Annotated in this window: 19 protein-coding genes; 1 reads left to right on the forward strand and 18 read right to left on the reverse strand. The window is 28.4% G+C overall.

Annotated elements, in window-relative coordinates; genetic code table 11:
* From T483_RS29020 to T483_RS0111230, 14 genes are all read right to left on the reverse strand, one after another.
* Positions 1–275 (reverse strand): transposase zinc-binding domain-containing protein (locus T483_RS29020; RefSeq protein ID WP_026886919.1); only part of this gene is annotated, 275 nt, incomplete at its 3' end.
* 249 nt (positions 276–524) lie between these two features.
* On the reverse strand, positions 525–1,373 hold the full coding sequence (locus T483_RS0111170; protein WP_026886920.1) for a C1 family peptidase: 849 nt from the start codon (positions 1,371–1,373) through the stop codon (positions 525–527).
* A 689-nt stretch (positions 1,374–2,062) separates the two neighbouring features.
* The gene (locus tag T483_RS0111175) at positions 2,063–2,710 is read right to left on the reverse strand and encodes a DUF975 family protein (RefSeq protein WP_026886921.1); all 648 of its coding nucleotides are present in this window, start codon (positions 2,708–2,710) and stop codon (positions 2,063–2,065) included.
* Positions 2,711–2,953: 243 nt separating this feature from the next.
* Positions 2,954–3,409, reverse strand: coding sequence for a GNAT family N-acetyltransferase (locus T483_RS0111180; protein WP_026886922.1), 456 nt, complete (start codon positions 3,407–3,409; stop codon positions 2,954–2,956).
* A 118-nt stretch (positions 3,410–3,527) separates the two neighbouring features.
* On the reverse strand, positions 3,528–4,121 hold the full coding sequence (gene plsY, locus T483_RS0111185) for a glycerol-3-phosphate 1-O-acyltransferase PlsY (protein ID WP_026886923.1): 594 nt from the start codon (positions 4,119–4,121) through the stop codon (positions 3,528–3,530).
* Between the two features lie 57 nt (positions 4,122–4,178).
* Positions 4,179–4,490: a DUF3784 domain-containing protein gene (locus T483_RS0111190; protein ID WP_026886924.1), complete on the reverse strand. Its 312-nt coding sequence runs from the start codon at positions 4,488–4,490 to the stop codon at positions 4,179–4,181.
* Between the two features lie 23 nt (positions 4,491–4,513).
* Positions 4,514–4,837, reverse strand: coding sequence for a DUF3784 domain-containing protein (locus T483_RS0111195; protein ID WP_242841842.1), 324 nt, complete (start codon positions 4,835–4,837; stop codon positions 4,514–4,516).
* Positions 4,838–5,009: 172 nt separating this feature from the next.
* Positions 5,010–5,297, reverse strand: a complete 288-nt coding sequence (locus T483_RS0111200; protein WP_026886926.1) for a YciI family protein — start codon at positions 5,295–5,297, stop codon at positions 5,010–5,012.
* 149 nt (positions 5,298–5,446) lie between these two features.
* Positions 5,447–6,046, reverse strand: a complete 600-nt coding sequence (locus T483_RS0111205; protein ID WP_026886927.1) for a sugar O-acetyltransferase — start codon at positions 6,044–6,046, stop codon at positions 5,447–5,449.
* 171 nt (positions 6,047–6,217) lie between these two features.
* Positions 6,218–6,460 carry a hypothetical protein gene (locus tag T483_RS0111210; RefSeq protein WP_026886928.1) on the reverse strand — a complete coding sequence of 81 codons (243 nt, stop codon included), beginning with the start codon at positions 6,458–6,460 and terminating at the stop codon, positions 6,218–6,220.
* A gap of 106 nt (positions 6,461–6,566) precedes the next feature.
* Positions 6,567–6,863: a hypothetical protein gene (locus T483_RS0111215; RefSeq protein WP_026886929.1), complete on the reverse strand. Its 297-nt coding sequence runs from the start codon at positions 6,861–6,863 to the stop codon at positions 6,567–6,569.
* Positions 6,864–7,022: 159 nt separating this feature from the next.
* Entirely contained in the window at positions 7,023–7,931 is a 909-nt protein-coding gene (locus T483_RS0111220) for a hypothetical protein (RefSeq protein ID WP_026886930.1), read from the reverse strand.
* Positions 7,932–8,049: 118 nt separating this feature from the next.
* Positions 8,050–8,331 (reverse strand): hypothetical protein, encoded by a 282-nt coding sequence (locus T483_RS0111225; RefSeq protein WP_026886931.1) that lies wholly within the window; start codon positions 8,329–8,331, stop codon positions 8,050–8,052.
* 280 nt (positions 8,332–8,611) lie between these two features.
* A complete protein-coding gene (locus tag T483_RS0111230; RefSeq protein WP_026886932.1) occupies positions 8,612–9,112 on the reverse strand; it encodes a DUF5673 domain-containing protein in 501 nt (166 codons plus the stop codon).
* A 133-nt stretch (positions 9,113–9,245) separates the two neighbouring features.
* Here T483_RS0111230 and T483_RS0111235 point away from each other — a divergent pair, with 133 nt between their 5' ends.
* The gene (locus T483_RS0111235) at positions 9,246–9,491 is read left to right on the forward strand and encodes a hypothetical protein (RefSeq protein ID WP_026886933.1); all 246 of its coding nucleotides are present in this window, start codon (positions 9,246–9,248) and stop codon (positions 9,489–9,491) included.
* A gap of 242 nt (positions 9,492–9,733) precedes the next feature.
* Here the strand turns inward: T483_RS0111235 and T483_RS0111240 are convergent, their stop codons facing one another.
* The 4 genes from T483_RS0111240 to T483_RS0111255 all read right to left on the reverse strand — a co-directional run bounded on the left by T483_RS0111240 (position 9,734) and on the right by T483_RS0111255 (position 12,764).
* A complete protein-coding gene (locus T483_RS0111240) occupies positions 9,734–10,591 on the reverse strand; it encodes an AraC family transcriptional regulator (protein ID WP_026886934.1) in 858 nt (285 codons plus the stop codon).
* A 161-nt stretch (positions 10,592–10,752) separates the two neighbouring features.
* Entirely contained in the window at positions 10,753–11,571 is an 819-nt protein-coding gene (locus T483_RS0111245; RefSeq protein WP_026886935.1) for an EFR1 family ferrodoxin, read from the reverse strand.
* Between the two features lie 142 nt (positions 11,572–11,713).
* Positions 11,714–12,337 (reverse strand): HAD family hydrolase, encoded by a 624-nt coding sequence (locus tag T483_RS0111250; RefSeq protein ID WP_026886936.1) that lies wholly within the window; start codon positions 12,335–12,337, stop codon positions 11,714–11,716.
* 160 nt (positions 12,338–12,497) lie between these two features.
* Positions 12,498–12,764, reverse strand: coding sequence for a hypothetical protein (locus T483_RS0111255; RefSeq protein ID WP_026886937.1), 267 nt, complete (start codon positions 12,762–12,764; stop codon positions 12,498–12,500).
* Positions 12,765–12,809: the final 45 nt, after the last annotated feature.

The raw sequence follows: 12,809 nt of genomic DNA on the forward strand, positions 1-12,809 counted from the left end.
TTTACATTTATTAATTTTCCTAGCATTCCGTTAACCCAATTATCAACATAAACCTTACCACATGATGTGCAAAATCTACTTTTACATGTAAATCCAACTTTCTTTATTTCACCACAATCATCACATTTTAATTCAATGTAGCCATTACTTATATCCTTGCATTTCATAACTTTTTTCACTTCTGCAATAACATTAGGTCTAATTTTATTTTTATATTTTTTATAAAATTCATTCCAATTTTCTTCTAATATTATTCTTAATTTACTCTTAATCATTTCATCAATTTACCACATAAATTTACTCAATACAAGTCTACACCGCGCTTTCAGCGATCGGAATTTTTATACTTTCCTATACAATAAAAAAGTAGGAATTTTTATTAAAATTCCTGCTTATATTATATATAAATTTAATCGTTAGGTTTTATTTGCATTGTTCCTCTTTAATTTATCTCTTATAATACTTTATTATAATTGTTCATATAATTGATTCAATTACTATTCTATATTTTCAAGCATTAATAATTATTCATCATCTGTCATTACATAAGCTTCCATCTTCTGGCTTCTTATTAAATCATAGCTAATCCATCCATAGCCATTAATTCCCCAGTCTTTACCCCATGAATTTATTATTTTTACAGCCTTTTTACTATCATCATAACCAACTACACAAACTGCATGACCACCTCTATTTTCTCCATAAATCTGGTCATAAATTGGATTATCAGAATTTAAATTATCAAAATCTGGATATACTGATATTCCAATAACTACCGGATTTCCATCTGCAATTTGTGCCTTTATTGAATTATAGTCACCATCTGGAAGTTGACTCCAACTTTTTGCTTTATATTTAGCTGCATTAGCCTTTTGCTCATCTGTTGGTGTAACCTGCCAACTATATTCGCTACCATCATAAGGCATATCTGATAATGTAGTACAACCTTGTTCTTCTAACAGTTTAAATGCATCAGAAAAAAGAGCCCCCCCTCCATCTGCTGAATCGTCTTGATGTATCTGATTATATATATATGCTGGACTAAATACATGATCGTTTGTACCTAATCCCCACTTCCATTCAAGACATTCCTGATATGTTTTATCTGCATATCCTGTTGCCCATGCAACACAGCTCCCTAAGTCTCCTTGATTAGATACTTTAGGAAATTTACTTGATAAATCAATTTTTGCAGGCAATTGTATTTTACTATCTGAATTTATTACCTTTTTAATGCCAGGTATGCTTTCATGTAGCTCTTTTAATCCTGTCGGATGTAGTGTTTTTGCATAGGAATTTTGAGTTGGAATTAAAGCTCCCATAACTATAAGTGAACATGCTAAAACTTTGATACTAATTTTTTTTAATTTCATTTTATTACTCCCCCATTTTCAGTATAGAATTTAAATCTCCCCCTAACGATTTTATTTTATATATTCTTAATAGTTATCTTTATAATCGCTTCATTTTTTTATCTTAGCCCTTATATTAAGTTTATTAAGATCCAATCAGCAATTTGTGAATACAAAAAAAGACAATGGTGCCGTAAATTTTCCTTTAGACTCCATTGCCCTTGATATTCTATTTATTAAAAATACTATCAATTATAATAAAATATTTTTATTGATTAACACTCAAATAACCATTAAGTTATCTACAAATACTATATTCACATAATACGCAGCGTAAGTAAATACCCTTTTCTCTAAACGCATAGAATATAGCATTAAAGGCATATTAAAACGTTTATTTCCCTTTGTTTCTATGATCACATTTTTGAATATACCTATATCCACTTATTTAACTATTAACGAAATTTACAATCACTTTTATATCGTATATTGCAATAAATTTACATTTAAAATTCTGTTAATCAATGTTCTTATATTAACATTTTCTAAATCTAAAAGGCTGATAACAAAACTAAATCTCGTATTCTAGTCTCATAAATCTTTAAAATAAGATATAAATAAAAATGGCAGTACCTGTAAAAGTACTGTCGCTTTTGCTTATATCTTATTTTCTTGACCATTAATAATTGAAAAATAGTATAATTTTAAAATTAACCTCTCTCCCATTCTTGAAGTAACTTAGTATATAACGATCCAAAAGATACATTAACATACACATTTACAAAAACCATTCCAAAAGACATAAATACATCAAAATATTCGGGATACCAATATTTTATAGCTGCTGCTGGAGCCACTACTAATAAGCTCCATCCTATAAAACTTATATATAACCAAAATATTTCCGAAATGTGTCCATCTGTCATTTTAATACTTCTATCAATTGCTTCTTGAATGCTTATATTAGGATTATCAGCCCATATATAGTATGTCATAGAATATTTTGCAGCTGCTATTATACCTGGGATTATTAATAATAGCGACCATAATAGTGTAAGAATATTTACTGCTAACGTCATTCCTAATGCTTTAAAGAACTTCTTTGTGCCAGTAAATATATCTGAAAAATTAACTTTCTCGCCTCTAACTATGTTTAATATTATACTAAAATATCCAAATGTAAATAATGCACCAAATATAATTTCTAATATCAAATTCCATATAACACTAGAATCTTGAAATAAACCTCCTATAATACCTGCACCACTATACACTAGCGTACTTAATATTCCAATCTTCCAATTGCCTTTTAAACTGTATCTTGCACTTTTTCTTATTTCTTTGCTCTCAATATCCATATATCTCCCTCTAAACTTCTCTCAAATTAATAATAAACTAGACCTTTTATCAATCTCCATAAAATATTTTTCTACTAACTTGCTATTGATTGAGTTCAAATTTAATTATTTATAGTGCTACTAATACTAGTACATATTCTGAAACTTTGTATAAAATATCATATTCCTAATTTTACCCAATGTGATATATAAATTTACAATCCAATTGCACTTTTGTAAATACAAGACTGTAAGTTTTTAGAATCACGTCCTTTTCAAAATGTAATTTCCAATTTTAAAACCATAATTACTGTAGAAAGGTAACGCTTCATCATTTGCATATACCACATTAATTTGAATATCTGTTATAGCATTAGATTCAAACCAACTTAAAGCATTTTTCATAAGCTTGTCTCCTAGCTTAAGCTTTCGATAATTTTTCTCAACAAATATAGATTCTATTTCTCCTAAATTGTCTTCAATTGAACTTAAACAATACCCTACATAATTTCCTGTTTCGTTGTCTAGAAGCATATCGAACTTAATAACACCGTTTTTAGCCTTTTTACAAATAGATTCTATTCTTTTGTCAAAAGTAAATCTGTCATATTTCTCCTTAAAGTGCACAGATTTATTATAGTGAATAGAATTAAGTTGCTCCCATAATGGTTTCATTAACTCAATTTCTTTTATTCCCTTTTCAACAATAGAAATATTCATAAACCCTCCCACTACTCAATTAATATTTAATACAAACTAACTTGCTATATAAACAAATTATAACAGTATTGTAAATAGTGGTAAATCCATTCTCTAGTTAATTAATGATAATTTAAGATTATTTTTCTTCATTATTCAAAAGTCTTATTAAATTATCTTTATGTTTATATATCATTAAAATACATGCTATTAAACTGCTCACTATTATTGACATAGGTAATTTCATAATTATACACATTAAAGGTATTGTTACTCCTATTGCAATTGACCTTATAGAAACTATACTTGTAAATAAACGCAATATAAAATGAACTGCAACTCCAACCAATGTTGGAATTGGTACAATTACAAAAAATGCACCAATAGTTGTATTAACGCCCTTCCCACCATTAAATCCTAGGAATGGAGTAAAATCGTGTCCCAAAATTACTGCTATAGCAATAATCGAAAGATAAGTATCCATTGATGCTTGTGGTTCAAAAATCTTTGCTAAATAAATTCCTGAAAATACGGGAATTATGCCCTTTGAAATATCCACTATTTGAGTAATAATAGATATTTTACGTCCTGCCACTCTTTTAACATTGGTAGATCCTATATTTCCACTACCTTTGGTCCTTATATCAATTCCGTGCAACTTTTTGATAATTAAGTATCCTGTTGGAATTGAACCACATAAAAAAGATACTATAATTGACAAAATAATAATCATATATTCTCCCTAACTTTGTTCTATTTTCTTAATTTATAATAATGAGATGCCCTAAAATCAGAACAATCCTCCATTATATTTCTTTTGTGCTCTAAACATCATCCTAAATCCCAATACAGCAAATATTACAAAACATATCCATCCATATTTTGTGTTTCCTATTAAATTAATAATGCCTGTCAGTATAATTCCAATTCCCATGATAATGCATCCTTTTCCAACTTCCTCAGTATAAGGTTTCTTATCACTTTCAGCAACCCTTGCATAATGATAATCGTGAATCAATGTTATCTGCTCCTTTTTCCAAATACGCCATCCTAAAAATATAGAAAGTAGTCCTAGTGGAATCATTAATATCAAGTTAATCACGTACTCATCTCCCAATGAAATTATTATCTTTTATATTTATCAAATGCTTTTTCTGGATTAAAATGCATATTTTTAAAAAGATATATGAGCCAAACTAAAAAAGCAATCCAAAAGCATAATTTACCCCAAAATATTGATGTTATTGCACCAATAAGATATATAATGGAACATGTAAAGAAGAAATTACGTTCATCTTTACTTAGACGAACTTCATCGTATTTCTCTCGTTCTTTCTTAGTTTTTAAATTATATCCCGATATCAGAATACATGCTTTTTCTTTAAAAATCATAAATACCATTCCAAGTAATCCAAAAATAGCTGACATAATAAAGCCAACAATCATCATTTTCCATCTCCTTAAATAAAAATAGAAAATATTTAGTTTCTAATTAATTTCTATTGTAATTAATTCTAACATAAATAGTAAATATCACATTATCCATTTACCAGTTTGAATAATGTGATATTTAAAATTCTTATTTATTTTTTAAGAGCTATATTAATCCATACAGTAAACTTTACTCAACAAACTCCTTAAAACCTTCAGAATACTTTGTTGGTTGAAATTCTATTATCTCATAATTAGCAACTCCATTTTTATGAAATGGATCTTCACTAATAATTTCATTTACCTCTTCTTTATTTTTTGTGCTGCATAAAATTATTCCACCATCTCTAGGATTTTTTCTCCCTGAGCAGATAAAGTTGTTACTAGCATAGTATTTATTTAAGAATGTAATGTGATCTTCCAAATGCTTTTCAACCTCTTCTAGTGGTTTAACATAAGTTAAATTTACTATAAACATTTTCTTTCCCCCAAGCTAAATTACAATTTGTTTTATAAATTATAACATACTTGTAAATATCGCACTATCAACTTTTCAAATTACATTATTTAAACTTCTACCTGCACATTTGTTTTATTATTACAAAAAAATATAATAAACTCTACAAATTAGAAATTGCCTTGCTCAACTGACAAGTTAATTATGTCTTCTTCTGTAATCTTCCGTAATACTCTGCAAGGATTACCTACTGCAATTACTCCTGCTGGAATATCTTTATTTACTACACTTCCTGCCCCAATAATGCTACCTTTTCCTATAGTAACTCCACCGCATACAGTTGAATTAGCACCAATCAATACATCATCTTCTATTGTAATAGGTTTTGAGGTTCCAATCCCTTCTGCCCTTTGTGTTGGAAATATGGCATGTCCCGAGCAAGCCAAACAAACTCCAGGAGCTATAAATGCATTTGCACCAATATAAACTGGCGATGTATCTAATATTACACAATTATAGTTAATCACAGCAAGCCCATAGGTATGTATATTAAAACCATAATCGCAACGAAATGACGGCTCAATAAATGTTAGCGGATGGCAAGTTCCAAGCAATTCTTTTAAAATATTACTTCTCTTTTCTTTTTCTGATGGTCTAGTCTGATTATATTCCCAGCATAATTCTTTCGCTTTTAGTTGTAACTCTGATGGCATATCTGTGTGCTTTGAGCAATATCCTCTATTTTGTTTCATAATTTCTTTAAAATCCATTACCTTAGTTCCTTTCAAATTATGATTTGTCTTTTATTTAATTGTAGCATGTTTTGTAAATTATGAACCATTCAGTTTTAAAATCAGATAAAAAATGATAGATAGTAAATGCATCTAGCTTACTTTCCCTCCCAGCCTAAATTGCAATTTATCTAACAAATCACCAATTAGTCAACAGATAAATTCCATTCTTATAAATTCACCGTACCCAATAGGAGTATCTTTTTTATATATTTCCTTTACTATAAATCCTGCTCTTTTATAGCATTTAACTGCCCGCTCGTTGAAAGATCGCACCTCTAAAGCAATTATTTTGCTTGGATACAAATTAGCACTAGAATATTCTCCATCATATTTCCAATTACAAATTTCTTTTGCATGTAATTCTGTAAATTCCTCCAATATCAATCTCATTTCATATACCTCTATCCCACTCACCCTATTTTAGAATTGCGTAGTACTTGTACAACAAAAAATACCTCAAATTCGTTTTTGACAATGAGATATTTTATAGATATATTTATTTTTTCTTAATATACATCCCTGCAACCATGCCAATTAGCATACCAAAACTGATTCCATATGAAAGTGACACAAGTCCTAATAAACTGAATACACTTCCAAAACAAATTCCCAAACACATTCTAACAGACATATAATCATCTTCATCTACCGTACTCTTGGAATTTTCTTTATCTAGGCCTTTCTGTCCTCCAATGTTCAATTTGTCCTTTTTTCTGCTAAAGATTACTACTGCAAAGGCAATTGCAATTCCCATAACTAGCCAAGGTAAAGCCGCCAATAAAAAATCAGACATTTGATTATCCTCCATTAAATTCTTACTTGCTAGTCTTTTAAATCCACAATTTATGATCTTGTGAATTATAATATATTTACAAATACCACACTATTCAATCTTCAAGAAACATATTCTATATTCACTAAGTCAAACCTCCAAGCATATTATTACTTCAAATTATTTTTTTCTCCAATTTTGTACTACCTCATTTGGATTTGGTCCTATATTATCATGTTCAACAATACAAGAATCTTGTTCTGTTTTTTTAAACCAGTCATCTAGGGGCTTTACTTTTTCTGCATATTCATCTGACATTTTGTTACCATAATAATCTGCATCCAATTTATTGTGTTCCTCAACTTTTTTTATATATTCTTCTTTGTCTTTCTTAGATACAATAAGGAAATGTTCCTGAAAAAATATGTCATGTGGATATAACTTTTTTGACTGACTAGAATCACCTGGTTTTCTACGAATACCATCATCTATTTTCTTTAAAACATTATTATTCGCACGAACACTGTTTGTATTATCCACAAATATTGCATAGTCTATATATATTGATGGTGCAGAATAATCAAAAAGTTCGTCTAGATATTCTTCCGCAGTCATTCCAACTTTTGATGGAGTTCTATTTCTTACAAAATGTAATTCCTTTAAATAACCATCACTACAATATTCACCAATCTGCTTTGCGTAATAATCTGATATCTCTTTGTTCCAATCCCTACCTTCAATATTTTCTTCAACTTGTTCATTTGAATTGGGATATTTTATATCTTCTGAATCTTTTGTCCACGAGTAATATTTTATATTATTTTCATAAAAAACATTATATTTTTTCCCATTACTTACGGCTTCAAGTTTAAAATATGTGGGTAATGCAACTCCAACATAATCTGCTTTATTATATTTGATTACATTCACAGTAAAGTCTTGTCCATATTTGTTATATAAGAAAGTCTTAACATTTTGTTCTGCTTCACGAGAAGCTAACTTATGATTACTACAACCTGTTATAACAAAAATAGCTACACCTATAAAAAGCGACACAATAGTTAGCTTTAGCGCATACTTCTTATTCATTATCCTTATTCCTTTATAAAAATATTTTAATAATCTATACCAGAATTCTCTAACCAAATTCTAAAATAAAAAAGGACTGTTTTATAAGTAAATTATAACATTACTTTACTGATACATATTACATATTCTCAAGTTGCTTATTTATTATATAGTGAAAATACCGACTGTAAATAAAAAATACAGATAGCATTATTATAAAACTAACCATTATGATCATTTTTTTCTTCTTGTCTAGACAAACCCCATTGTCAATAATTTTTCTATTTAAAATTCCTACTGAAACAATTGCTATGCTTAGTAATGAAACACTATACTTAATTGCATATATACTTAAACACATAGAAAATAAGTTAAGTATTATTCCTGATTTTACTGGATTTTTATAAATTATCGATTTCAAAATATACCTCCAATATTTACTCTATATCATCATATCTAATATAAACTGTAGTATATATTCTCAATAGAATATTATTTAATCCCTCAAATTTTCTGTATAAGAATTACTATTCTGATTAATTACAACATTTTTGTAAATATCACATTATTCAATTTTCAAAAACAGTTTTTTATTTACTACATGAAATCTATATTATTTATAAAAAAATGCCCCATTCTTTCATTCAACTAATGAGACATCTAAATCTAATGAATATTTTGTTTTTATTAATCTAAGAAGACTATAACACTATATTTTTTTGAATTACTTCTTCTACTTCTCCCTTAACTTCTTCATTTATTGTAAGTTTAAGACTTGAATTACTTTTGAAAAAAGCTTTAACTTTAAATTCAATTATATTTGGTGCTATCCAATTATAACTCTTGACCTTAGGCCACTTATAAAAATCTCCTGATATATATATTCCATTTTCTCTTATTCCTGAACTCTTTAATGCTTTTATTATATTAGAGATTGAAAATTCTATCCAAAATATATTAGTAAAAACACTTTCAATAATATTATCATTTTCATATCTAACATAAAGTTTTGCATCTTTCCATGATAATAAACACCAAACTATTAATAATACCATCCAAAGAATAGCTAATCCTATTCCTTTATTTACTTTTACAATATTTCTACCATGAGTATATAATGTATATAAATCTTTTAATAACATCCATGTTCCAGTTACAAATAGTAATATGCTAAGAATTGAAAACACATAAAACTTACTCAAGTGATACACCCCATCGCTTAAAATTAAACATTATTAATCTATTATAACATATATTGTAAGTATTTCTTTATTATAAATTTTTTGTTTGAATTTATGGCATAATTTTGTAAAAAAAGTATTTAGGAGAAGAGCTATGTCAAATATTAAAGTAATTTTTATAGTCCTTGTGAATGTATTTTTTATTTCACTCGATTTAATAGCAGATTACAATAAGAACAGATATTTTATCTTCATATTTCCACTTCTTGGAGCAATCAATTATAAATATGTATTTTTAAATTCCAAATTAACTAATAGTCAGAGATTCTTTGCTCAATTCTCTATTATAGGTGCTTTTATATTAGCTGCTATTTACATTCCTTATTTTATGGAATTTTAGTTTTGCATATAAAAAAATCGCAAATTCAATTATTTGAACTGCTCCCTTTCAAATAACAGATTTTTATTTGTCTATCTTAAAGGAAACATATCAACTTTTGAATAATGCGATTTTATAATTTTCTATTTATTTTTAGTGATTTATAGCTTATGAAAATATGACAGAACTAGATTTAAAACTATTCTGCATCAAACTTACAAACTTGGAATCTGATGTGCTTCAAATCATACTCTTTTACATTACTATTTTTTCTTAACAGGAATCCAGATTTCGCTGTAATAATTCTCATCTTGATTCCCCTTAGGATAATCAGCTATATCAGTGTACATTTCAATATTATAACCTGCTGCAATTTCATAATCCTTGCAATTAGGCAACCATTCTGAGAAGATTTTTCTGTTCATATCTTGCAGAGATTTTGGCATTGCACCCTTGCAAGCAAAAACGGCCCACGTGTGTTTAGGAATAATCTTTGTAACAAAACCATTAGGTATTTCCATGGATGGATTATAATCATCTGCAATCAAATATTCAAACTCATCTGATCCCATGTTCTCATCTATGGATATTCCATACATTCCACACACAAACTTTCCCTTTCCAGCTTCATAATGATCTGTCCAAAACGGTGGAATTTCTGCAAATACATTCTCATACTTAAACACCTTTGATACACCTATGACAGTAAACGAATCTTTTTCAACAATTTTGTAATCCATAATATAACCGCCTTCCAATAAAAACTTGATTTTTAGCGGAGCAAATGACTTAATCATCGCTCCATCTTTTCTAACAGCAGTAGGTGTGACACCATGAAATCGAGTAAAAGCTTTTGTGAAACTATCTGGTGATGCATAGCCATACTTTAGTGCAATATCAATGATTTTTTCATCAGTAGAAACGAGGTCACTGCCGGCAAGAGTAAGCCTGCGTTGTCTGATATACTCTCCAACCGTAAAACCACAAAGCATTGCAAAGCCTTTCTGGAAATAGAATGGAGACATAAATGTTTTTTCTGCAATATTTTTTATTGTGATTTCTTCAGTGATATTCTCCTCAATATAGCTGATAGCTTCACCTATTCCTTCAATCCATTTCATAATTATCCCCCTGTCTGTACATATATCTTATCTCTTTTCAAACGGTTATTCCCGACTTTTTGTGTTATGTTTGGTCTTTCTAAAAAGACTATCATTTAACTCTTTTTACTTAATATATAATGATTATTTTCGCTTAATCCATGAATATCATTTGATAAATTTTACAGATATATTTTGGGTTCCTTTATAATTCTGTTTTTCATTGTTAACACTTTTGAAACCAGTAATCTTGGTTTATAAATAATTTTTCTTGCATTTTTAGGGCACCTTTTAACACAACAAAAGCAACGTAAACATTGTTTTTCATCTATTTCTAAAGTTCCCTTGTCAATTGCACTCACAGGACATAGTTTTACACATATATTACAACGACTGCATTTGCTCATATCTGCAAAAGGAGTCTTTGTAAATAATCTAGCACCATTTTTAGGTACTATTTTTGCCATTAATGGTAACTTTCCTTGAGGAATTTTAATATAAACATCCTTTAAACTATTTATATTTTGTATTTTTCCCATTATATTTTTTCCAAATTCTTCAGCCTTATTTAGATCATCATTGTTAGGGCTATTTTGCGCAATAGGTATTTCTTCTGTGGAAAATGAATGTTCTCCTATAAACGAACCTGCTGCTACCACCTTAAAACCTGACTTTTGAGCTATAGAATCGAGTTGATTTAAGACTATACCATCACCAATATTTCCATAAACACTAACTAACACAACTGGGCTTCCATTCCCTTTTAAGTTTGCTAGAAAAGGATATACTATTTCAGGAATTTTTTCCTCATAAACAGGCACTCCAATTAATACTATCTCTCCATCAATTAAAGGAACGCTATTATCGCTTCTTGCTTTAGGTAATGTTAAATCAACTATTTTATCATTAACTATTCCCATTCCTTTTACAATTGAATTGACAATCTTTTTAGTTGTACCTGTTGGTGAAAAATATATTGTTGTTGCTGAACTAATTAACATAGTTATTCAACCCCATATTTACTTAATATAATTATTACACAATAATTTGCTACCTCGTTCCATTCGTCTGCCAGTTAATCTTCTGTTTTTATCATAAACATCCCACAGTTCCATAATAATTCTCACTTTCTAACAATGCGAGCTAAACTTTTGCAAGTTTTAATACTTGCTTAGGATTTTCAAGAATATAATTTGCATTAATTCCTATTGATGATTTAGCCCCCCATAATGCTAATGCAAAATCTATGCCAGCACCAAATGCACAATCCATATCATATTTAGTATCACCAATATATATTGTCTTTGATTTATTTGCACCTGAAAGCTCAATAAATTTTAAAATTGGCTCTGGGTTAGGTTTATGCTCTTCTGTATCATCTGCGCAAACTACTAATTTAAAATAATTATTCAATTCAAATGGTGCAAAATCATTTAGAAATTCTTCTTTGGTTTTTGAAGTAACTATACCAGTTAGAATTCCAATTTCATTTAGTTTAATCAAGGTATCCTTAATACCATCAAAAACTTTTACATTATGAAAATACTCTTTTAAGTATTTATTCCATTTTACATTACAGTCTAAAATATTAGTTATTCCAAGTTTATTTAATGTTACTTCTCCAGGAATACCTAAAGCGAATCTTAATTCATCAAAACTCAAATTTTCATTGAGTTCTTCAAATACTAATTTTTGAAGTGATGAAAGAACTGCGATTTCGGTGTCTAAAAGCGTACCATCAATATCAAATATAATACAATTATACATACCATCCTCCAGTATTAAAATTTAGCATTCAACATTTTACTATTACAAGTTAATCATAACATAAATTGTAAATTCCAGATTGCTCAGTTTTCAAAGATGCCCTTTTAACTTGCTACGTCAAATAAGAAAAATGTGCAGTAGTAAAAATACAACTTTGTATTCACTTATTGTTTATTGCACTATTGTATTTATCTTCATTCTTTTTCCATATTCTAAATAAAGATATTATATATATAATAAAAAGAATTATAAATACATCAGAATTCTCTATTAGTCTATGTAATTCTTTACCTCGAACTAAAATAAATAAGATTGCAACTATCCAATACACTATACAATATATTGCACTATTGATTAGAATAAATTTTAATTTTCCCTTTTCCCTTTTTTTAGCCCACTGTCTAATAAACCTTTCAGTATTTCTCAACTCAATTCCTCCTATAGCCATATTAGACTACTTACAATCTATAGT

It is taken from the genome of Clostridium beijerinckii HUN142 (assembly GCF_000621745.1).
GTDB lineage: Bacteria > Bacillota > Clostridia > Clostridiales > Clostridiaceae > Clostridium > Clostridium beijerinckii_A.

Excerpts from the sequence above, each read along its gene's own strand:
- T483_RS0111235 (WP_026886933.1), top strand. The coding sequence starts at position 9,246 with ATGTCAAATATTAAAGTAATTTTTATAGTCCTTGTGAATGTATTTTTT.
- T483_RS0111210 (WP_026886928.1), bottom strand. The coding sequence starts at position 6,460 with ATGAGATTGATATTGGAGGAATTTACAGAATTACATGCAAAAGAAATT.
- T483_RS0111180 (WP_026886922.1), bottom strand. The coding sequence starts at position 3,409 with ATGAATATTTCTATTGTTGAAAAGGGAATAAAAGAAATTGAGTTAATG.
- T483_RS0111250 (WP_026886936.1), bottom strand. The coding sequence starts at position 12,337 with ATGTATAATTGTATTATATTTGATATTGATGGTACGCTTTTAGACACC.
- T483_RS0111205 (WP_026886927.1), bottom strand. The coding sequence starts at position 6,046 with ATGGATTTTAAAGAAATTATGAAACAAAATAGAGGATATTGCTCAAAG.
- T483_RS0111245 (WP_026886935.1), bottom strand. The coding sequence starts at position 11,571 with ATGTTAATTAGTTCAGCAACAACAATATATTTTTCACCAACAGGTACA.
- T483_RS0111220 (WP_026886930.1), bottom strand. The coding sequence starts at position 7,931 with ATGAATAAGAAGTATGCGCTAAAGCTAACTATTGTGTCGCTTTTTATA.
- T483_RS0111175 (WP_026886921.1), bottom strand. The coding sequence starts at position 2,710 with ATGGATATTGAGAGCAAAGAAATAAGAAAAAGTGCAAGATACAGTTTA.
- T483_RS0111215 (WP_026886929.1), bottom strand. The coding sequence starts at position 6,863 with ATGTCTGATTTTTTATTGGCGGCTTTACCTTGGCTAGTTATGGGAATT.
- T483_RS0111195 (WP_242841842.1), bottom strand. The coding sequence starts at position 4,837 with ATGATGATTGTTGGCTTTATTATGTCAGCTATTTTTGGATTACTTGGA.
- T483_RS0111200 (WP_026886926.1), bottom strand. The coding sequence starts at position 5,297 with ATGTTTATAGTAAATTTAACTTATGTTAAACCACTAGAAGAGGTTGAA.
- plsY (WP_026886923.1), bottom strand. The coding sequence starts at position 4,121 with ATGATTATTATTTTGTCAATTATAGTATCTTTTTTATGTGGTTCAATT.
- T483_RS0111170 (WP_026886920.1), bottom strand. The coding sequence starts at position 1,373 with ATGAAATTAAAAAAAATTAGTATCAAAGTTTTAGCATGTTCACTTATA.
- T483_RS0111240 (WP_026886934.1), bottom strand. The coding sequence starts at position 10,591 with ATGAAATGGATTGAAGGAATAGGTGAAGCTATCAGCTATATTGAGGAG.